This is a genomic window from Ureibacillus thermosphaericus (assembly GCF_012396605.1).
GTDB classification, from domain to species: domain Bacteria; phylum Bacillota; class Bacilli; order Bacillales_A; family Planococcaceae; genus Ureibacillus; species Ureibacillus thermosphaericus.
Window position 1 is genome coordinate 51,525 of record NZ_JAAXPW010000004.1, and the last position, 22,233, is coordinate 73,757.

General features: G+C 35.7%; 20 protein-coding genes and 1 pseudogene. 18 read left to right on the forward strand and 3 right to left on the reverse strand.

Annotation, left to right across the window (positions count from 1 at the left end):
* Nucleotides 1-16: 16 nt before the first annotated feature.
* Both HF990_RS03045 and HF990_RS03050 read right to left on the reverse strand, forming a co-directional pair.
* A complete protein-coding gene (locus tag HF990_RS03045) occupies nt 17-1,942 on the reverse strand; it encodes a serine hydrolase domain-containing protein (RefSeq protein WP_016837476.1) in 1,926 nt (641 codons plus the stop codon).
* Nucleotides 1,943-2,187: 245 nt separating this feature from the next.
* Nucleotides 2,188-3,870 (reverse strand): Rqc2 family fibronectin-binding protein, encoded by a 1,683-nt coding sequence (locus HF990_RS03050; RefSeq protein ID WP_016837475.1) that lies wholly within the window; start codon nt 3,868-3,870, stop codon nt 2,188-2,190.
* Nucleotides 3,871-4,070: 200 nt separating this feature from the next.
* On the opposite strand from HF990_RS03050, the gene HF990_RS03055 reads away from it, so the two are divergent.
* From HF990_RS03055 to HF990_RS03135, 17 genes and pseudogenes are all read left to right on the forward strand, one after another.
* A complete protein-coding gene (locus HF990_RS03055) occupies nt 4,071-4,637 on the forward strand; it encodes a TetR/AcrR family transcriptional regulator (protein ID WP_016837474.1) in 567 nt (188 codons plus the stop codon).
* Between the two features lie 87 nt (nt 4,638-4,724).
* The gene (locus tag HF990_RS03060; RefSeq protein ID WP_016837473.1) at nt 4,725-5,645 is read left to right on the forward strand and encodes an NAD(P)H-binding protein; all 921 of its coding nucleotides are present in this window, start codon (nt 4,725-4,727) and stop codon (nt 5,643-5,645) included.
* A 98-nt stretch (nt 5,646-5,743) separates the two neighbouring features.
* Nucleotides 5,744-6,619, forward strand: a complete 876-nt coding sequence (locus HF990_RS03065) for a YicC/YloC family endoribonuclease (protein ID WP_016837472.1) — start codon at nt 5,744-5,746, stop codon at nt 6,617-6,619.
* Between the two features lie 37 nt (nt 6,620-6,656).
* Nucleotides 6,657-7,274, forward strand: a complete 618-nt coding sequence (gmk, locus tag HF990_RS03070) for a guanylate kinase (RefSeq protein ID WP_016837471.1) — start codon at nt 6,657-6,659, stop codon at nt 7,272-7,274.
* A 2-nt stretch (nt 7,275-7,276) separates the two neighbouring features.
* The gene (rpoZ, locus tag HF990_RS03075) at nt 7,277-7,501 is read left to right on the forward strand and encodes a DNA-directed RNA polymerase subunit omega (protein ID WP_096550616.1); all 225 of its coding nucleotides are present in this window, start codon (nt 7,277-7,279) and stop codon (nt 7,499-7,501) included.
* 81 nt (nt 7,502-7,582) lie between these two features.
* Nucleotides 7,583-8,128 (forward strand): annotated as a pseudogene (gene coaBC / locus HF990_RS03080) (bifunctional phosphopantothenoylcysteine decarboxylase/phosphopantothenate--cysteine ligase CoaBC); the annotation flags it as partial.
* A gap of 5 nt (nt 8,129-8,133) precedes the next feature.
* Nucleotides 8,134-10,542 carry a primosomal protein N' gene (gene priA / locus HF990_RS03085; protein WP_168411970.1) on the forward strand — a complete coding sequence of 803 codons (2,409 nt, stop codon included), beginning with the start codon at nt 8,134-8,136 and terminating at the stop codon, nt 10,540-10,542.
* Between the two features lie 18 nt (nt 10,543-10,560).
* Nucleotides 10,561-11,052: a peptide deformylase gene (gene def / locus HF990_RS03090; protein WP_168411960.1), complete on the forward strand. Its 492-nt coding sequence runs from the start codon at nt 10,561-10,563 to the stop codon at nt 11,050-11,052.
* A 3-nt stretch (nt 11,053-11,055) separates the two neighbouring features.
* Nucleotides 11,056-11,994, forward strand: coding sequence for a methionyl-tRNA formyltransferase (gene fmt, locus HF990_RS03095; RefSeq protein WP_168411961.1), 939 nt, complete (start codon nt 11,056-11,058; stop codon nt 11,992-11,994).
* The gene (gene rsmB, locus HF990_RS03100) at nt 11,991-13,349 is read left to right on the forward strand and encodes a 16S rRNA (cytosine(967)-C(5))-methyltransferase RsmB (RefSeq protein ID WP_168411962.1); all 1,359 of its coding nucleotides are present in this window, start codon (nt 11,991-11,993) and stop codon (nt 13,347-13,349) included. Before fmt ends, rsmB begins: the two co-directional genes overlap by 4 nt.
* 18 nt (nt 13,350-13,367) lie before the next feature.
* On the forward strand, nt 13,368-14,504 hold the full coding sequence (gene rlmN, locus HF990_RS03105) for a 23S rRNA (adenine(2503)-C(2))-methyltransferase RlmN (protein ID WP_168411963.1): 1,137 nt from the start codon (nt 13,368-13,370) through the stop codon (nt 14,502-14,504).
* A 5-nt stretch (nt 14,505-14,509) separates the two neighbouring features.
* The gene (locus tag HF990_RS03110) at nt 14,510-15,256 is read left to right on the forward strand and encodes a Stp1/IreP family PP2C-type Ser/Thr phosphatase (protein ID WP_168411964.1); all 747 of its coding nucleotides are present in this window, start codon (nt 14,510-14,512) and stop codon (nt 15,254-15,256) included.
* Between the two features lie 3 nt (nt 15,257-15,259).
* Nucleotides 15,260-17,227: a Stk1 family PASTA domain-containing Ser/Thr kinase gene (gene pknB / locus HF990_RS03115; RefSeq protein WP_016837462.1), complete on the forward strand. Its 1,968-nt coding sequence runs from the start codon at nt 15,260-15,262 to the stop codon at nt 17,225-17,227.
* 11 nt (nt 17,228-17,238) lie between these two features.
* Nucleotides 17,239-18,123 (forward strand): ribosome small subunit-dependent GTPase A, encoded by an 885-nt coding sequence (gene rsgA, locus HF990_RS03120; RefSeq protein WP_096550625.1) that lies wholly within the window; start codon nt 17,239-17,241, stop codon nt 18,121-18,123.
* Between the two features lie 2 nt (nt 18,124-18,125).
* Entirely contained in the window at nt 18,126-18,794 is a 669-nt protein-coding gene (rpe, locus tag HF990_RS03125; RefSeq protein WP_016837460.1) for a ribulose-phosphate 3-epimerase, read from the forward strand.
* On the forward strand, nt 18,791-19,447 hold the full coding sequence (locus tag HF990_RS03130) for a thiamine diphosphokinase (protein WP_016837459.1): 657 nt from the start codon (nt 18,791-18,793) through the stop codon (nt 19,445-19,447). Before rpe ends, HF990_RS03130 begins: the two co-directional genes overlap by 4 nt.
* Before the next feature lie 418 nt (nt 19,448-19,865).
* Entirely contained in the window at nt 19,866-21,119 is a 1,254-nt protein-coding gene (locus HF990_RS03135; protein ID WP_168411965.1) for an ISL3 family transposase, read from the forward strand.
* 238 nt (nt 21,120-21,357) lie between these two features.
* On the opposite strand, the gene rpmB is transcribed toward HF990_RS03135, so the two are convergent.
* Complete coding sequence (gene rpmB, locus HF990_RS03140) at nt 21,358-21,546, reverse strand: 50S ribosomal protein L28 (RefSeq protein ID WP_016837458.1); 189 nt, start codon at nt 21,544-21,546, stop codon at nt 21,358-21,360.
* A gap of 316 nt (nt 21,547-21,862) precedes the next feature.
* Here rpmB and HF990_RS03145 point away from each other — a divergent pair, with 316 nt between their 5' ends.
* Entirely contained in the window at nt 21,863-22,228 is a 366-nt protein-coding gene (locus tag HF990_RS03145; RefSeq protein WP_016837457.1) for an Asp23/Gls24 family envelope stress response protein, read from the forward strand.
* Nucleotides 22,229-22,233 lie beyond the last annotated feature (5 nt).

Below are 22,233 nucleotides of genomic sequence, written 5' to 3' on the forward strand. Positions count from 1 at the left end.
CAGGAGAATTTTTTTATTATGCAAAACCAGGAAAAAATCTCCAGTAGATGCAGTATGGGATGAAAAGTAGGCAACCCATTAGAATGACGAAATAGCCGATTTTTCTTTTATTCGAAACGTTTCTATACAATTGATAATACAATCCAAACAGTAACATGGTCAAAATGCCAGTAATCACAGGTACATACAGCAATATTTGTACGAGTTTTGGTAGGCCAAAAGCAACTGCAGGGAATCCAGCTATTTGATTTATAAAACATAATTGAAAGATTGGAAATGGAAATGAAAGATTTAATAAACTAATTACTCCACAGAGTTGAAGGAAAGGCAATTCCATATAAGCATAGAATTTCTTATTTCTTTTAATAAAATGGATGATTGAATAGATGAGTGTTATGACAAATAGTATTGTAAAAATAGTTAGGAACACTAGCTGTGATATCACTTTTTCATACCAAGGAATTTTTTCATACGTGGTGTGATAACCATTACCTGTATGCATCAATAATTTTCCGTCAAGATTTTCAAAAGCAACATATCCTTCCATATCACTACGTTGAAACAGCATCGGTTCAATTTGTGTGAGCGTTGCTTCTTTTTCAAATCCTCCCCAACCTGCTGTATCGCCTGGACCTGAAACAACAAGTTGTAAAGTGCCATCATGATTTGCAGTAATATCAATCATCATCCCGGAGAAAAAGCTACCAACTTTCATGATATTTTGATGTTGCTGGATTGCTCGATAAGTACCTTCTAATTTCTTTGCTTCCTCTAATGTTAAGGGAATACCAGTCTTTTTTGCTTTCTTTTCAAAAAAGTAATCGAAAAAAGTAGTGGTTAATTCATTAAGTAAATCATCACCTCGAATATTTTGAAAATATACGAATCCTATTTGTTCTTCAGGTATAAACAACATTCTGGTTGTTACTCCAAATCCACTGCCATCTCTAACAAGTGCCCTTTTGTTGTTTTGAAAGAATTCAAAAAATCCATAAGTAACACCTGCTAGATTGTCATGTCCACGGTATTGCGCTTGAATCATAGATTGTACTGTTTCTTGTTTTAATATTTCGATTCCATCAAATGTGCCATTTTTCATTAAGGCAATTAGTAAATTGCTAACTTCTGCTGGAGTGCTACTTAGACCTCCTGAAGGCGGAGTGGAGCCATATAAAAACTCTGTTTCAATAAACTTATTATCTTCAAATAAATAGGTAGTGGCTAGACTATGTTGTAATGACTTTGGAATGGTTTGAGAGAATGTACTGTAGTTCATAGAAAGCGGCTGAAGAATTTTTTCCTTTACATAAACATCAAATGCTTTTCCAGTGATATTTTCAATAATATGAGCAGCTAATACGGAACCCATTCCACCGTAGGCAATGCCCGTACCGGGTTGAATAGTTGGTTTTCTCAAATCTTTTATTAATGTGTCATGAAGAGGCGGAATGGCATCCGCATTTAACACAAAAGTTCCAACATCTTTAGATGGAAAGCCTTCTGTATGGGTAAGCAAATGGTGAATTTTAATTCCTTTCAATCGATGGATAAGTGGATCATCTTCTGCTAAATATTTTGATACTTCATCATGAACCGATAATTTGCCTTCTTCTTGCAATTTTAAAATTGCCATCAGTACATAAATTTTTGATAATGAAGCAACCCGAAATAGAGTCTTTTCTGGGTCAACCCCAATTTTTTTATCAATATTTGCGTAGCCGTATCCTTTTGAAATTATTCTTTTTCCATCTTTCACTAATATGAAACCGACACCTGGAACATGCTTTTTTGACATCTCCTTTGAAAAAAATTCATCAAAAAACTGTTCGATTTCAGCTTGTGATTTATGAAATTCTGATGCCTTTGCCTTTTGAGGTGATTGAATGAGAAATGCAAATAGTAGTACGAATATACTGAGGCAATGAATAAATTTGAATTGCATCATTATTCCTCCTGAAAATTTTACAGATGAATCGTTAATTTCTATGCATTTATAGAGTAATTAATAACTTGGTAATGCAATAATATTGAGCCAATATTTTAACAAAAGGTGTTTGGAAAAAAGAGGTTGTTGATTATTTTTAGTAAGGCTCAAGCTTTAGGGTTATTTATAAACCAGAAGGCTTGAATTATTTTAAAAAAATAGTACAAACCGTCGTATAGGTTTGCACTACAATAATAAAAAGATCAATCTTTTTTCTTAAGTTTTAATACAACTTCTTCATCCGGTGTGACATAGAGCGTTTTTTGCTCAAAATAAATCACGAAACCTGGTTTTGCTCCATTCGGCTTTTTCACATGTCGAATTTTCGTATAGTCTACTGGTACAGAAGAGGAGCTTCTTGCTTTGCTAAAATAGGCGCTTAATATAGCAGCTTCTTTCAATGTTGTCTCGTCTGGATTATCCGAATGAATGACGACATGTGATCCTGGAATATCTTTTGTGTGAAGCCAAGTATCGGATTTTTTAGCTAATTTAAAGGTTAAATAGTCGTTTTGTTTATTGTTTTTGCCGACCGATATAGGAACCCCTGTTGATGACATAAATTTTTCAGGAACAGGTTTTAATTGTTTTTGCTTTTGTTTTTTGTTTCGTTTTTTCAAATAGCCTTGTTCTGCTAGTTCATCACGAATTTCTTCAATATCCGTTGGGCTTGCTTGGTTTACTTGGTTGATGAGCATTTCAAAATATTCAATTTCCTCTTTTGTTTTATCAATTTGCTCTTTTACCCGAATGAGCGCATGTTTAGCTTTATTGTATTTCGAATAATAGCTTTGGGCATTTTCGATAGGTGTTTTTCTTTCATCTAATGGTATTGTCAATTCTTGTTCATTGTAGTAATTCGTTACGGTAACTTCCTTCATGCCTTTGTCGAATTGGTATAAATTAGCCATTAATAGTTCGCCATATAATTGGTATTGATCTAATTTGGAAGCTTGTTCTAAATCTTTATGTAACTTTTTTAATTTTGTTTTCAATTTATTGATTTCATTTTGTAAAAAGCGTTCTAAGTCGCCCGCTTGTTGTTTTACACGGTCCCTTTCAGCTCTTGCGTAAAATGCTCGGTCTAGGAGGGAGCTTAAATCAACAAAAAACGTATTTTTCCTCGATACATGAGTAATTGTTGTCGGTGAAAAATAAGGTTTTCCATCAACTTCTAAATAAGTAGGATTAGCACTAGCAAGAATTTCGTTTATAAACGTGCGGAATATTTCAATTTTATTGTTTTCGTCCTTCATTCGATGCAATAATTCTTTAGCATGAAAAGGAGAAAATCCAGCAAAATGAGCAACTACTTCTTGTGATGTTTTTTCATTTGAGAAAAAGTTCGTAATCTCCTCATCAGATATTGTAATCGGATTGGCTTTTTGTTGTGCTGGTGGATGGATATACTCAAATCCTGGAAGCACTGTTCGATAACTGTTAACGGAAGGTGGTAAATGTTTTAATCCATCGATGATTTTATTTTCATCGTCAACTAAAATTAAATTACTATGTCGTCCCATTATTTCAACGATTAACTTCCGAGTCACTTGGTCACCAATTTCGTTTTTACTTTCAATGTGAAAAGTAATCAATCTCTCAAAACCATTGTTTTCAATTCGAGTAATAATGCCGCCTTCAATATGTTTGCGGAGGAGCATGCAAAACATTGGTGGTTCTTGTGGATTTTCAATCGATTCTTTTGTTAAGTGAACTCGTGCATATGATGGGTGAATAGAAAATAATAATTTTTCATTTTTCCCTCTTGCTCGGATATGGAGCACTACTTCCAATGCATTTGGTTGATGAACTTTTGAAATTCGACCAGTTTCAAGTCTCTTCAACTCATTGATCATCGCTACTGTAAATAATCCATCAAATGCCATAATTGTTCCTCTTTTCTTGAAAAATCACTGATATATTATTTTATCATGTTTTTATATCTCTGCATTGATTCTAATGCAATTCATAAAATATTTAAAGTTTAATGAGAAGAAGCATTTGACATTTTAAAACCTTTGAATTATCTTATTATTGAACAGTGGTCAATTAATTTAATGCAACTAGAATGACTGGAGGATTTATTATGGCAAGAGATGCGTCTAAACCTGTCCTTACGCCAAAAATGATTATGGATGTTGCAAGAGATTTATTCGTAAAAAATGGCTATCAGCAAGTTTCGATGCGTCAAATTGCAAAAGAACTTGGCTGTTCCCACGGTGCTTTGTATTATCATTTTCAAAGTAAAGCAGAATTATTTTTTGCATTGGTGAAGGAATATTTTGTTCTATTAGAACAGGAATTAAACAATGTATTAGAGAAGGACATTGAAAATTTAGAAAAACTTGAGCAATGTATGCTTGGGTATATCAAGTTTGGTTTAAACCATCAGAGCCATTATGAAATAATGTTTATGCTAAAAGATGATGAGGTACGCAATTTCATCAATGAACAACCGATGAAGGTATATGAGAAGTTTGCCAATGCTTTATACACATTATCAAATAAAAAATTGCAATTAAAGGATATATGGTCAATTTTTATTTCTTTGCATGGTTTTGTTAGTCACTATTTATCCCATGTTGTAAGTTATGAAGATATAGAGAATGCAGCAATTCATCACGTAAAATTTTTACTTAAAGGCGTGTGTTAATTTTTTTATATTTATTTAACCAGCGGTCAATAAAATGTATTGAACATTTAATTGACCACTGGTTAACAAAAAGGGAGGAGTTTTTTTATGAAAAAAGTATTAGTTCTTGGTGCTTCAGGTAATATGGGAGCGGCACTTGTAAAAGAATTTTGTAATCGTGGAATTGAAGTAAAAGCATTTGCACGAAATAAGGAAAAATTAGAAAGACTATTTAATAATGAGGAACGAGTGGAAATAGTCCAAGGAGATTTATTTAATCAAACAGATTTACTTCATGCAGCACAAGATGTTGATTTAATCGTTCATTCAGTGAATATACCTTATCAAGAGTGGAAAAAACTACCTGTATTAATGGACAATGTTATTCAAACTGTAAAAAAGTACAACATAAAATTTGCTTATGTTGATAATATATATGCTTATGGTCGAAGTGTTGGCAAAAAAATGACGGAGGATATGCCGAAAAATCCTCATACAAAAAAAGGAAAAATCCGATTGCAATTAGAAAACATGATCAAGAATTCTGGAATTAAATATACTATTGCTCATTTCCCAGATTTTTACGGTCCGAATGCCGCTAATACATTATTATATACAACAATCAATGCTGTAATAAACAATAAAAAGGCCATGTTTATAGGGAATCCAAAGTTGGCGAGGGAATACATTTATTTGCCTGATGGAGCAAAGGCTTTTGTAAACTTAGTATTGAATGAAAAGGCTTATGGGCAAGAGTGGAATATTCCTTCTTACGGTCCGATTACCGGGGAAGAAATCATTCAAATGATTCGAGAGTTTACGGGATATGATAAAAAAATCTCCATTGTAACGAAAAGAATGGTTCAAATGGTAGGATTATTCAACCCATTTATGCGTGAATTTTCGGAGATGTTTTATTTAATTGATGAACCTGTTATTTTAAGCGGTGAAAAATATGAGCGGGAAATCGGTCCCCTACCAAAAACATCATACTATGATGGACTAAGAGAAATTTTTCAAATAAAATAAAAAAGCTAAGTTAATCTTCTAATAACGGATAAATACGTTATAATTTTTTAATCATGTGTTATAATTGGAGCATAGCTTTATGAAAGGTGTGACTTACCTTGGTGCGTAGTATGACTGGTTTTGGCAGAGGTGTCACAACTACGAATGATTATCAACTGACAGTAGAAATTCGATCAGTGAATCATCGCTTTTTAGAAATTTATACAAAATTTCCAAAAGAGTGGTTAGAGGCAGAACTGCTTGCAAAAAAAATCATATCTCAATATGTAAAACGAGGGAAATTTGATTGTTTAGTAAACTTAAAACTTACTGGTGAAGAAGTAAAAGATTTTAAAATTAATTGGTCTCTTATTGAAGCCTATAAAAATGCAAAAGATGAACTTCGCCAAGTAATCCCAATAGATGAGCAATATTCTATGCAAGAAGTGCTATCATTAGAAGGTGCACTTTTATATGAAAAAAAAGAGTTAACACCAGAAGAGATTGCATCTAGTGTTGAAATTGCTGTCCGAGAAGCGATGGAAAAATTAGTAGAAATGCGAGAGCGAGAAGGACAAGAATTAAAACAAGTGTTGCTCGAATATAATGATGAGCTTAAAGCGCAAGTAAAATTTATTCGTGAACATTCGCAAGATGCAGTAAAAAAACATCGAGAAAAATTGACAGAAAGATTAGCAGAAATTGCAAATGTGGAAGAAGTAGAAGATAGAATACTTGCTGAAGTCGCTATTTTCGCTGATCGGATTGATATATCGGAAGAATTGGATCGACTTGAAAGTCACTTCCAGCAGTTAGAAGAGACGTTAGAAGAACCTTTTTCCATAGGAAGAAAATTAGATTTCCTTATGCAAGAAATGCTCAGAGAAATTAATACAATTGGGTCGAAAAATCAGTCTGTAATCATTTCACCAGTGGTTGTTCAATCAAAAACTATTTTAGAAAAAATGCGAGAACAAGTTCAAAATATTGAATAAGCTTGGAAAGGTAGTAATAAGGGAGAGTATGAAATCGATGAAAAAAGAGCGCGGATTATTAATTGTTCTTTCTGGCCCATCTGGTGTTGGGAAAGGAACAGTAAGAAAAGAGCTTTTTAAACAACCGAATACAAATTATGAATACTCCATTTCAATGACAACTCGAAAACCTCGTGAGGGAGAAGTCGATGGAGTCGATTATTTTTTTAAAACTCGAGAAGAGTTTGAAAAATTAATCGAGGAGGGAAAACTATTAGAGTATGCTGAATTTGTAGGCAACTATTATGGCACCCCTCTCGATTATGTAAATGAAACATTGGATGCAGGCCGCGATGTTTTTTTAGAAATCGAAGTTCAAGGAGCGGCTCAAATTCGCGAAAAAGTTCCGGAAGCTCTTTTCATCTTTTTAGCACCTCCTAGTTTGTCGGAGTTAGAAAGACGATTAATAGGTCGCGGTACAGAAACGGAAGAAATTATTCAAAAGAGAATTGAAACTGCAAAAGAAGAACTTGAAATGATGAGTTTATATGATTATGTTGTAGAAAATGATGAAATTCAAAAAGCTTGTGAAAAAATAAATGCAATCATCATGGCTGAACATTGCCGCCGTGAACGTGTTGAAAAAAGATATTTATCGATGTTGAAAGGAGAATGATGATGTTATATCCATCCATTGATGTGTTGAAAGGAAAAGTAGACTCCAAATATTCATTAGTTAGTTTAGCATCAAAACGTGCCCGTCAATTACAAGAACTTGGAAACTTTAAATTGTCTGAGTATAAATCACATAAACCAGTTGGGAAAGCGTTGGAAGAAGTTGCTGCAGGTTTATTAGAAATGGAAATCCAAGATGCTAACAAAGTTTATTCTGATGAACAATAGAAGTAAAATTTAATGTAAAACTACGAGTAGCTCCCGGAGAAACATTCTTTGGGAGCTTATCCTTTGAAAGGGTGAAAGTTGATGAGTCGAAAAATTTTACTAGGAGTGTCTGGCGGTATTGCGGTTTACAAAGCAGTAGCATTAGTAAGTAAATTAACTCAAGCAGGGTTTCAAGTAAAAGTAATTATGACCGAATCAGCGATGAAATTTGTTACACCCCTTACTTTCCAAGTAATGTCAAAAAATGATGTGTATATTGATACGTTCGACGAAAAAGATCCAAGTTCAATTGCCCATATTGAATTAGCTGACTGGGCGGATTTAGTGATTGTTGCACCTGCGACAGCGAATATCATTGGTAAACTTGCCAATGGAATTGCTGATGATATGTTGACAACAACACTGCTCGCTACAACGAGCCCAGTATGGATTGCCCCAGCTATGAACGTGCATATGTATGACCATCCTGCTGTAAAACGCAATATCGCACAGCTTGCAAGAGACGGCTATTCCTTTATTGAACCATCAGAAGGGTATTTAGCTTGTGGATATGTTGGTAAGGGACGATTAGAAGAGCCGGAGAAAATAACGGAGTTGGTGATTCAATATTTTGAAAGAGAAGAGAAAAAATGATGATTGCCGAAGTCATTGTTGACGTGTCCGCATATCCAGTCGACCGCCCTTTTGATTACTTCATTCCAGAACAAGTAGAAGAGCTTATTGAATGTGGTTGTCGAGTAAAAGTGCCTTTTGGAAATCGGAATGTTCTCGGATTTGTTGTTGGGATAAAGAATGAGACGGATGTTCCGTTAGATAAAATTAAGCCAATCGCGTCATTACTCGATATTGAGCCGGTATTGACAAGTGAAATGCTTCAATTGGCAAAATGGTTGAAACAAGAAACGATTTGTTATGAAATCGATTGCTTACAAGTAATGTTGCCATCAGCACTTAGGGCAAAGTATGAAAAAATGGTCGTTCTTCAAACTAATGTAGAAAATTTAGATGAACCTTTAAAACATTACTTCCAAAAGTCGACAAAAGTGAACTATAAAGAATTTGAGAAAAATAATTTGCTCATCCCTTTAAAAAAAGCGTTAAATAAGAAATTACTTTCCCTTGAAAATGTAGTTAAACAAAAAGGCCAAGTAAAAGAAATTAGAAAAGTAAAAGTTTCAGATAATCTTCAACTTCTTCAAGAAGTATATGATAAGTTATCCAACCGTGCCAAAAAACAAAAACAACTGCTTTTATGGATGAAACAACACGTTGGGGAAATATTGGAACCTGATTTTATTTACAAGGAAACAAACTGTTCCCCTCAAGTGTTACAAGCAATCATTGAGCAAGGTGCTGCTGAATTTATATTAGAAGAAGTGTATCGAAATCCTTTTAAGAAGGATGTTAAAAAAACAGATTTTTTAACTTTAACAGAGGAACAAAAACAAGCATTACATAAAATTGTAGAAGCGATGGACAATCGTTCCCCTGAAACGTTCTTATTACATGGGGTAACCGGAAGCGGTAAAACGGAAGTTTATTTGCAGGCAATTCAGCATTGTATTCAGCAAGGTAAAGATGCGATTGTACTTGTTCCAGAAATTTCCCTCACTCCGCAAATGACAAATCGCTTCCGTTCAAGATTTGGTGAACTTGTTGCGGTGATGCATAGCGGTTTGTCGATCGGTGAAAAGTACGATGAATGGAGGAAAGTTCATCAACAAAAAGTGAAGGTTGTTGTTGGTGCGCGATCCGCAGTATTTGCTCCCTTTGAAAATGTAGGACTCATCATCCTCGATGAAGAGCATGAATCGTCTTATAAACAAGAAGATACACCGAGATATCATGCAAGGGATGTTGCCATTTGGAGAAGTAAATATCATCATTGTCCAGTGATTTTAGGAAGCGCTACGCCAAGCCTTGAATCCTATGCTCGTGCTAGAAAAAACGTGTATAAATTATTGACATTAAAAGGGCGGGCATTAAATCAACCCCTACCGACTGTTGAAATTGTTGATATGAGGGAAGAATTAAAAAAGGGAAATCGTTCCATGTTTTCTGAAAAATTAACTGAGTCCATTCGTAATCGGTTAAAAAAGAAAGAGCAAATCGTGTTGTTTTTAAATCGGAGAGGGTATTCTTCCTTCGTTTTATGCCGAGATTGCGGAACGGTGATGCAATGTGAAAATTGTGATATTTCCTTAACATATCATCGCTACAATGAAAAATTAAAATGCCATTATTGTGGATATGAACAGTTTGTACCAACAATTTGTCCAGAATGTAGTAGCGACCATATTCGTTATTTTGGAACAGGTACTCAAAAAGTGGAAGAAGAATTGATGAAACTCTTTCCAGAGGCAAGGGTATTAAGAATGGATGTGGATACGACAAAACAGAAAGGTGCACATGAGGAGATATTAGAGAATTTTGGAGCTGGCAAAGCGGATATACTGCTCGGAACTCAAATGATTGCCAAAGGATTGGACTTTCCAAACATTACCCTTGTTGGTGTACTAAGTGCCGATACTTCGCTGCATTTGCCAGATTTTCGCGCAGCTGAGCGGACATTCCAACTGCTTACTCAAGTAAGTGGTCGTGCGGGTAGAGCGGAAAAGCATGGTGAGGTAATTATTCAATCCTACACACCGGAACATTATGCAATTGAACTTGCGAAAACCCAACAATATGAACCATTTTATGAAAGAGAAATGATGGTTCGCCATGGTGCGGCATATCCACCATATTATTTTATAGCACTCATCCAAGTAGCACATGAAGACGTATTGTTAGCAGCAGAATATGCTAATAAATGTGCAGAATTTCTTCGTACTCATCTTTCTTTTAATGCTTCTATTATTGGACCGACGACAGCAGGCATCGTTCGTCTGCAAAATAGATATCGCTATCAATGTTTGATAAAATACAAAATAGAGCCGAATTTAATTCCAACATTTTTACAGTTAATGAAAATATATCGTACGGATTGGATAAAAAAGGGTGTCGTATTAACAATTGATTTAGACCCCTCCATGATTTAAATAGAAAGAGGTTACCTAATGATTAGAGAAATCGTAAAGCATCCGGCAAAAATATTAACACAGCCATGTAAAGAAGTAACAGTAATTGATGAAGAGATTATCACTTTATTAGATGATATGTACGAAACGATGGTTGAATATGACGGTATGGGTATTGCTGCTCCTCAAGTTAATGTTCCCCTTCGTATTGCTATTGTTGAGTTAGGTGAAGAGCGAACGTTGATCGAAATGATTAACCCTACAGTCATCGAAACGGACGGTTCATCAGTGGACATCGAAGGTTGTTTAAGTTTCCCTGGGCTTTATGGAGAAGTGGAAAGATCGAATTATGTTAAAATTGAAGCCCATGATCGAAACGGTCAAGTATATCAATTGGAAGCAACGGATTACGATGCTCGCTGTATTTTACATGAAATTGACCATTTAGATGGCATTTTATTCAATTCTAAAATTACACGTGTCTATACTGAAGAAGAATTAGAGGAAATGTTCGAGGAGGAGGAAGAATAAAATATGACAAAAATCGTATTTATGGGCACTCCGGAATTTTCAGTTCCTATTTTGCGCATGCTTCATGAAGAAGGATATGAAGTTGCAGCAGTCGTCACGCAACCGGACCGTCCTGTTGGAAGAAAACGGGTGCTAACTCCTCCTCCAGTAAAAGAAGAAGCACTTCGTTTAGGATTAAAAGTTCTTCAACCTGAGAAATTAAAAGGTTCTGATGAAATGAGCGAATTAATTCATATGAATCCCGATTTAATTGTTACTGCTGCTTATGGTCAAATCTTGCCGAAAGAGTTGTTGGAAGCGCCAAAATGGGGATGCATTAATGTGCATGCATCGCTATTGCCAAAATATCGCGGTGGTGCGCCGATTCATCAAGCCATTATTGACGGAGAAGAGAAAACAGGCGTTACCATTATGTATATGGCAGAAAAATTAGATGCGGGTGATATCATTTCCCAAAGAGAAATCCCTATTGAAGAATTGGACCATACGGGCATCATGTTTGAAAAACTGAGCCTTTTGGGAAGAGATTTATTAAAGGACACGCTTCCTAGCATCCTAAATGGTACAAATGAACGCATTCCGCAGGATGAAACAAGAGCGACTTTTGCACATAATATTACAAGGGAACAAGAGCGAATAGATTGGACAAAAAGTGCGAGAAGTATTTATAACCAAGTGCGTGGCCTACATCCATGGCCTATTGCCTATACAACCTTTAAAGGTGACAATGTGAAAATTTGGTGGGCAAAAGTAGGTGACTCACAAGTTACAGCTCGTCCTGGTGAAGTGGTGAAAATTGAAAAAGATTATTTTGAAGTGGCTACTGGTGAAGGAACCCTTGCAATAATCGAATTACAACCTGCAGGTAAAAAACGCATGTCAGCGGAAGATTATTTACGTGGCGTGGGTTCAAAATTGCAGATTGGAGATTTATTTGAATGAGAAAGAAGAAGAAAAGTATTCATATTTGGGATGGTAATGTGCGAGATGCGGCGTTAAGCATACTACTTGCCGTAGACAAGAACCAAGCATATTCCAACCTATTATTAAACCAAACAATCAATAAATATCATATTGAAGCAAAAGATCGGGCCTTGCTGACGGAATTAACCTATGGAACTCTTCAATATAAATATGCCTTGGATTATTATTTAGAACCGTATATTCGTGGCAAAATAGAACAATGGATTCGATGGCTTTTAAGACTTTCGGTTTACCAAATGGTCTATTTATCGAAAATTCCTGAGCATGCAATTGTTCATGAAGCTGTAGAAATTGCCAAAAGGAGAGGCCATAAAGGGATTGCTTCCATGGTGAATGGTATTTTGCGATCTATCACCAGAATGGGCATTCCGTCGCTAGAAAAAATAAAAGATCCGATTGAGCGTATAGCTATAGAAACAAGCCATCCTAGATGGATTGTAGAAATGTTTGTTGACTCATATGGACTAGAAAAAACGGTTGCTATGTTAAAAGAGAATAATATTCCTCCGAAGCAAACTGTCCGAGTGAATACTTTAAAAGCTACAGTAGGTGAAGCAATAGAGTTATTAGCTCAAGAAGATATTCAAGCAGAACAAAGTAAAGTAATTCCACAATGTTTAAATCTATTAAACGGACAAGCTGCTAGAACGGAAACTTTTCGACAAGGCATCATAACGATTCAAGATGAGAGTTCAATGATGCCAGCAATCGTTTTAAATCCAAAGCCGGGCGAACGGGTACTAGATATGTGTGCCGCTCCTGGTGGAAAAACGACTCATATGGCAGAAATCATGAAAAATGAAGGTTCCATTCTTGCAACGGACATTCATCCTCATAAATTAGATTTAATTGAAGAAAACTGTGCAAGGCTTGGAATTAATATCGTTGAAACAGCGCCAATTGACGGTAGGAAAGCAGTGGAATTATTACAGCCTGAATCATTCGATGCAATCCTTGTTGATGCACCATGCTCTGGATTAGGTGTAATGCGTCGAAAACCGGATATCAAATATACAAAAAGAGAAGAGGATTTTGACCGCTTACATGAAATTCAATTGGAGCTGTTAGATAATGCTGAAAAATTATTAAAACCTGGTGGAAGACTTGTGTATAGCACATGCACAGTCAGCAAAAAAGAAAATGAAGGAACAGTCGAAGCATTTTTAGCGTCTCACCCTGAGATGAAACTTGTACCAATAAACCATTTGCCAAAGCAATTACTAGAAGCACAGCACGAAGGCATGCTGCAAGTTTTTCCACAAGACTTTGGAAGTGATGGTTTCTTTGTTGCTGCCTTTGAAAAAGTTAAGTAAAAAGGAGAATCCTATTTAATGGATAACGCTATTTTTAATGAACGTATAAATGAATTAGTTGAACATGCAGAATCATCACAGAAACGTGTAAAAAAAGAAAAACCACAATTAAAAGAATCCATTTATTCATTAACATTGGATGAATTAAAACAATGGTTGAATGAAAATGGAGAAAAGCCATTCCGTGCTACACAAATTTATGAATGGCTTTATAATAAGCGGGTTAAAACTTTTGATGAAATGACAAATTTATCGAAGCAATTGCGAGATAAACTTAAAGAAAACTTTGCATTTACAACCCTTTCAACGATTGTAAAACAAGAATCAAAAGATGGAACAATCAAATTTTTATTTCAATTACAAGACAACTATTCCATTGAAACGGTATTAATGCGCCATGACTATGGAAACTCCGTCTGTGTGACAACGCAAGTGGGTTGTCGGATTGGTTGTACTTTTTGTGCGTCAACTTTAGGCGGATTAAAAAGACATTTGCTTGCAGGAGAAATCGTTGAGCAAGTGGTCAAAGTGCAACAAACGTTAGATGAAGTCGGAGAAAGAGTATCCCATGTGGTGATTATGGGAATCGGTGAACCATTCGATAATTATGATGCAATGATGAAGTTTTTAAAAGTCATCAATCACGAAAAAGGCTTAAATATTGGAGCGCGTCATATAACTGTTTCTACCTCTGGTATAATACCTAAAATTTACCAGTTCGCGGATGAACAATTGCAAATTAATTTCGCATTGTCTCTTCACGCACCAAATCAAGAACTGCGTGAACGTTTAATGCCGATTGCTAGAGCGTATAAGTTAGATAAATTAATGGAAGCAATACGCTATTATACGAATAAAACTGGACGCCGTGTCACATTTGAGTATGGGTTGTTCGGTGGTGTAAACGATTCTATTGAGCACGCAGAAGAACTAGCCCAACTGATAAAAGGAATTAAAAGCCATGTCAATTTAATTCCCGTAAACTACGTACCAGAGCGAGATTATGTGCGTACTCCAAGAAATCAAATATTTGCCTTTGAAAAAGCATTAAAAAAGAATGGCGTCAATGTAACAATTCGCAGAGAGCATGGCTCAGATATTGATGCAGCGTGTGGGCAATTACGGGCGAAAGAGAGAGTTCACGAGACGAGGTGACAATTGTGAAGTTTACGGTTGAAAGTGATGTAGGGAGAAAAAGAGTTATTAATGAAGATAGGGCAGCTTTTTTAGAGCGCCCTGATTCATTAAAACTTGCTTTATTAGCGGATGGAATGGGTGGTCATAACGCGGGTGATGTTGCAAGTGAAATGGCAATTCAAGAAATGTCCAATTATTTTCTACAGGCAGAATTTCAAAATGCAACGGTGGAAGAAAAGCGAAAGTGGATGCAGGAAGCCATATCAAACATCAACGAAAAAATTTACAACCATTCCTTAGAACATGAAAACTGTAAAGGAATGGGGACGACATTTATAGCCGTGTTGATTGACCATAATCATTGTTTAATTGGTCATATTGGAGATAGTCGAGTATATCATTTTACATCAACTAGCGTTGACTTAATAACTCGTGATCATTCGTACGTTAATATATTAGTAGATAGTGGAGAAATCAGTGAGGAAGAAGCACAAAATCATCCGCAAAAAAATTTTATTGTGAAAGCTTTAGGCACAGAACCCACCATTGAACCGGATTTTTACGAGCTAACCCTGAAGGAATATTCTTATTTACTTATCTGTTCAGACGGGTTAAGCAATAAAATATCAACGGAGGAAATGGCTGCCATCATTACTTATCCGATGCCTATTGCTGAAAAAGGTCGGAAACTAGTGCAATTAGCAAATGATAGCGGAGGAGAAGACAATATTTCCCTCATTCTATTAATGATGACTGAAGAGGAGGTGTAATTTATGCTTGAAGGTAAACGCATTAATGATCGCTACAAAGTTCTTGAACTCATTGGCGGCGGGGGCATGAGTTATGTTTATCTAGCCCATGACGTTATATTAAATCGAGATGTGGCCATTAAAGTGTTGCGTTATGATTCAACAAATGAAGAAGAAAGTATGCGCCGCTTTCACCGAGAAGCTTTATCTGCAACAAGTTTAATGCATCCGAATATCGTCAGTATTTATGATGTCGGCGAAGATGGCGATATGCATTATATTGTTATGGAGTATGTAAAAGGGAAAACGCTAAAGCAGTACATAAAAGAAAATGCACCGCTTTCTCCTGCTCGAAGCGTTCAAATTATGAAACAACTAACGAGCGCCATTAGTCATGCCCATGAAAATCAAATTATACACCGGGACATCAAACCGCAAAACATTTTAATGGATGAAGCAGGTAATGTGAAAATAACAGATTTTGGGATTGCTACTTCCCTTGCTGCAACAAGTTATACAAAAACGAATTCAGTCATTGGGACAGTTCATTATTTGTCTCCTGAACAAGCACGCGGCGGAATAGCAACGAAAAAATCAGACATTTATGCACTAGGGATTGTGTTATATGAGTTGCTAACTGGAGAGGTACCCTTCTCTGGGGAATCCGCAGTATCAATTGCTTTAAAACATTTGCAAGCAGAAACACCTTCTGTTCGTAACTTCGATGCTTCCATTCCACAAAGTTTAGAAAATGTCATTTTAAAGGCGACAGCAAAAAATCCTGACCATAGATATGCTTCAGTGGAAGAGATGGCAGCGGATTTAGAAACGGTATTATCTCCCTCTCGGCAACATGAACCGAAATTTCGCCCTCCTGTTGATAATGAAGAAACGAAAGCTATTCCAGTTATAAAAGATGTAATGCCAATCGATGAATTGGCAAAAACGAAAGAAATAAAACCGATCATTTCAGATCATAAAAAGAAAACAAAAAATGAAGAAGTGGAAAAGAAACCTACAAAACTAAAGAAAAATAGAAAAAAACTTTGGACAATCATCGGGGCAGCTGCTCTTGTTCTCATCATTGGACTAATTGGACTCGTTAACTTGATGATGCCGGATAAAGTTGAGATACCGGACGTTTCAAATATGGAAGTGGAAGAAGCTACTGAGATTCTAAAAAAGGCAGGATTTGTCATCGGTGAAATCCGTGAAAAGAATTCCGATGAAATTGAAGAAGGGCTAGTCATAGAAACTGATCCAAAAGCTGGTTTATCAAGAGTAAAAGGAACAGAAATTGATTTAATCATTTCAATTGGCAACGAAAAAGTTGAAATGAACGATTATGTAGGAAAACAATTAAATCAAGTTCTTTCCATCATTAGTGAAGAATTTAAGGATGTAAAAATCATCGAGGAATATTCAAATCAACCGGAAGGGACAATCATTGGTCAAGATCCAGCACCGGGAGAAGAAGTTGTACCTGAAGATTCAATTGTAACGCTTACAGTTAGTAAAGGGAAACAAATTGGAACTGTCAGTGATTTAACAGGCTTTAATCAATCTGCTATGAGGGAATATGAAAAGACTTCAGGATTTAAAATTAAAATTGTCGAAGAAGTGTATTCAGACGACATTCCAGCTGGAAGCGTCGTATCACAAGATCCTAAGCCGAACACAAAATTAGAAATTGGAGAATCGGTGAACGTAGTAATTTCAAAAGGACCTAAACAAAAACGCGAAAAATTATATGTAAAAGAAGTTGTGATACCGTATGATCATGCATTAATGGGTGAAGAACAAATAGTTAGAATTTACATTCAAGACAAATCTAATACGATGGATAAACCGTATGATGAAATTAAAATTACTGAAGATACGACTTATCAAATCCAATTAGTAATTCAAGAGGGTTCAACAGCATCCTACATGATTGAAAAAGATTCGGTAATTATTGAAAAAGATACAATACCATTTGAAAGAGGAGATTAAGGAGGAATTGGATGCCTAATGGGCAAATTCGAAAGGCTTTAAGTGGATATTATTATGTGTACGATGAAGGAAAATTATTGCAATGTCGAGGACGAGGGGTATTCCGTAAGCGAGGGGAACAGCCTCTCGTCGGCGACTTTGTTGAATATGAGAAAGTGGAAGAAGGATCTGATGGTGTTATAAAGAAAATTTTTCCGCGAAAAAATGAATTAATACGACCACCTATTGCAAATGTTGATCAATCATTGCTCGTATTTTCTGTAAAAGAGCCTGATTTTAATACAATTTTACTGGATCGTTTTTTAGTAATATTGGAATCTCATCAAGTGATCCCAATCATTTGCTTAACTAAGATGGATTTGTTGACGGAAAAAGAAAAAGATGAAATAAATTCATATATCAAAATCTATAAAGATATTGGCTATGAAGTGGTAGATACTTACAAAAACGATCCAACATTACTAGATAGATTAGAGCCGATCCTTAAAGGAAAAACAACAGTATTGGCAGGACAATCTGGAGTTGGAAAGTCTACATTATTAAACACTTTAATTCCAAATCTCAATTTAAAAACAGGGGAAATATCCCAAAGCCTTGGGAGAGGAAAGCATACGACAAGACATGTTGAGTTAATCGAAGTTGCTGGTGGACTTGTTGCAGATACACCAGGATTTAGTTCTTTTGAATTTGACCATCTTGAAAAAGAGGATTTAACAACTTGTTTTCCTGAGTTTGAACGAAAAAAAGATGAATGCAAATTTCGTGGGTGTCTTCATTTGAAAGAACCAAAATGTGCCATAAAGGCTGGGGTTGAAACTGGAGACATTCTAGAATTTCGTTACGAACATTATTTACAATTTTTGCAAGAAATAATAGATCGAAAGCCGAGGTATTAGTTATGATAAAAATAGCACCATCCATATTATCAGCGAATTTTGCGAAATTAGGGGACGAAGTAAAGGAAGTGGAGGAAGCTGGAGCAGACCTTATTCATATTGATGTAATGGATGGTCATTTCGTTCCTAATATTACAATGGGTCCTATCGTTGTGGAGGCTTTACGTCCCGTTACAAAATTACCGTTAGATGTGCATTTAATGATTGAAAATCCAGATCAGTATATTGAGGCATTTGCAAAAGCTGGAGCAGATTGGATTTCTGTTCATGTCGAAGCTTGTCCACATTTACATCGCACGATTCAACTAATTCGTTCTTTTGGTGTAAAACCTGGAGTAGTATTAAATCCGCACACACCGATTGAAATGATTCAACACGTTTTAGGAGAAGTAGATTTTGTATTGTTGATGACGGTGAACCCTGGTTTTGGGGGACAAAAGTTTATTGATAGCGTTGTGCCCAAAATTGAAGCTCTCTCCAAAATGATTAAAGAAAACGGATATAATGTAGAAATTGAAATTGATGGCGGCATTACGGAGGAAACAATTATTCCGTGTGCGAAAGCGGGAGCGACGATTTTTGTAGCTGGTTCAGCTATTTACAATAAAGAAGATCGAAAATCTGCGTTGCAGGCTATTAAAACGAGTGGTGAGGCTGCAATTCAGCAATGAAAAGAGTATTAATTTGTGCTGGCGGTCCAAAAAACGAATTATGTTCATTTGAAATGTATGCTAAAGAAAAGGACATGTATTTTATTGGTGCAGATCGCGGCGCACTTTATTTGCTTGAAAAAGGAATTGTTCCAGATGAAATCATCGGGGATTTTGATTCATTATCGAAGGAAGAATGGGAAATAATTCGCTCTAAAGTAAAAAAAATTGAAAAGTATCGCTCAGAAAAAGATGAAACTGACACCGACTTAGCACTGCTAAAAGCTGTTTCCTACAATCCGAATGAAATTTTGATTACAGGAGTAACTGGTGGACGCTTGGACCATTTTGAAGCGGCTCTTCGTTCTTTATATAAAATGAAGGCACAATGTCCGCATATTGAACATAGAATTATTAATAGCCACAATGAAATTAGCATACTGTTACCAGGAACGCATACGATTTCTCGAGATGAAAGATATCGTTACCTTTCATTTTTCTCTTTTATACAAGCGGTAGAAAATGTGACGTTACGCGGTGTGAAATATGAGACAACGCGGGAGAGGATTGAAGTGGGTTCTAGCCGATTTACTAGCAATGAGCTCGTAGGGGAGCAAGGTTATATCTCCTTTTCATCAGGCATATGTTTAATGATAAGAAGCAGTGACTTATAAGGAGGTCTCAGTGTGCGAGTTTATACTTTTCAATTGCCAAAGTTTTTAAGTAATCTTACCCGTTCTTGCATCAATTTGTTCTCAGGCAGTAATAAAAAGAAAAAAAGAAAAGAGTAGTTTATCGTATTCATCTGTTATTATCTTTTGATTATTTTGGTCTAGCTCCCAGTAAAGGGGCTGTCTGAAAAGCAATTTGAGACGGTCTCTTTGTGACTGTCGCGCATAGTTACAGATAAGTTGCGACAAGGATTGTGAAAACTTTGTTTTACTACCGCAGGAGTAAAAGATTTGGCTCTATAATATTTGGTGTTGGTGAGTAAAAACCAGCACCAATTTTTTTGAACAAAAAAATGAGACAGTGACAAAACTCTGGTAAAATGTAATCGCCAAAACACATTTTCCAAAGGAGTTGTGTCACATGTCTCACCATCATTCTATACGAAACCTACTCAATATAAAAGACAAAAATATCACATTTGATGAAAATTTTTGTGCAGAAGAACTCATTAAAGGGGTCCAATCAAAAGTCTTTTATGGCCAATTAACTTACCAACCAAAAGCTTGTTATGCTTGTGGACATGTCTTTGATGTTCAAATCATTAAACACGGTTTTAAAACGTCTCTCATTAAAATGCCTAGCATTTCAGGTTTTCATACCTACTTAAAATTGCGTAAACAGCGTTATTTCTGTAAACATTGTCATTCCACGTTTACTTTAAAAACGAGCGTCGTGGCTAAAAACTGTTGTATTTCCAACAATACTAAAGTAGCGATTGCTTTAAACGCCAAAGATAAAATATCCGAAAAAGATATTGCGATGAAACATAATGTTTCTCATGCCACTGTCAGTCGTGTCATTGACAGCTTTTATAGCTACTATCAACCAAATGTTCACTACCTTCCAAAGCACCTGTGTTTTGACGAGTTTAAATCAGTGAAATCCGCAGCTGGAGCGATGTCCTTTATTTTCTGCGACTCTGAAACGGGGGAGATTGTGGATATCGTGGAGGACCGAAGATTACATGTCCTCAAAGAGTATTTCTTACGGTATTCCAAGAAGGCGAGAGATGCGGTAAAAACGATTGTCATCGATATGTACAGCCCTTATATTTCCTTAATCCAAGAAGTTTTCCCTAAAGCGGAAATCGTACTCGACAAATTCCATATCCTCCAACTATTTAGCAGAGCTTTAAACAAAACGCGCATCAACGTCATGAATCGGGATAAAAAGAATTACAATAAATTGAAAAAATACTGGAAGCTCCTTCTGAAAGATCAAACAAAACTTGATCGTTGCTTTAAAAAGCATATGTGTGAGGTGGAGATTCTCCACTACCTCATTGATTTAGATTCTGAATTAAAAGCGTCCTATGAGTTATACCAATACGTTCGACATTGCATCAAAACCAAAGACTTTGAGCTCTTGAAGAAAACCTTGGCGAATAAACAGAACAGCGTTTCCAGCTATATGAAAACCGCCATCAAGACAATAAACAAATACATAAATTACGTGGAGAATACGTTGAAATATGATTATAACAACGGCATTTTAGAGGGGATTAATAACAAAATCAAAGTGATTAAACGCATTTCTTTCGGTTATCGATCCTTCTATCACTTTAGAAACCGAATATTCATTACCCAAAACTTAGCGAAAATAAAAACAGCTTAGGGGAACCTCGAATTTCCCCTAAGCCATCCGATTACATATTACCAAATAATGTCACTAAAATTTATTCACCAACACCATTTGACAAAGAACCAAAGATTTATCAGAGACATCATAAGAAGTAAGGGTGTGTAGAAAGTTTTCAATTTTCTACACACCTCCTTTTATTTTCTCTCAAAATAAAAAAGCGTAAATAAAGTACGTTAAAAACGACTTTACTTACGCTTTTATATACGCGTCATTATACACGTTCTACTTTACCTGATCTTAAAGCACGAGTAGAAACCCAAACGCGTTTAGGTTTTCCATCAACTAAAATACGTACTTTTTGAAGGTTAGGTTTCCAAGTACGTTTGTTAGCGTTCATTGCGTGTGAACGTTTATTACCTGTACGAGTTTTACGACCAGTTACTACACATTTTTTTGGCATCTATATTCCCTCCTTACAGATGAATCTGAAAGATTTTTTTCAGTTCGAGTATTTCACATACCATAATAATTTAACATAGACAAAAAATCTATGCAACTATTTTAGAGAATAGTTTCAAGAAAAAAACCTTTACAGTCTAATAAAAAAGATGAAGGATTAGGTGAAAAAATGTTGTTACAAAATAAAATATAACACGAGATTTTAACGAAGTTATAGGAAAATACTGATAAACTAGACGAGCAACATCGTTCTCTTTTATAATCAAATTTTGTATAGTACAATATTTTTAGTTAAAATGAGCCAAGGGGGCAGTATCATGTCAATCGAAATTAGAACAGATTACGGCCAAATTGATATTTCTAATGATGTTATCGCTCAAATTGCTGGTGGAGCAGCTATTGAATGTTATGGTATTGTTGGAATGGCAAGTAAACATCAAATTCGAGATGGGTTAACGGATATTTTGAGAAAAGAGAATTTTGCGAAAGGTGTCATTGTACGGCAAGAAGGAGAAGATCTCCACATTGATATGTATATCATTGTCAGCTATGGGACTAAAATTTCTGAAGTAGCTTATCAAGTCCAATCAAAAGTAAAGTACACAATAAATAAGACATTAGGTTTGAACGTGAAATCAGTCAATATTTTCGTTCAAGGCGTTCGTGTAATGAACGGTGAATAGAGGAG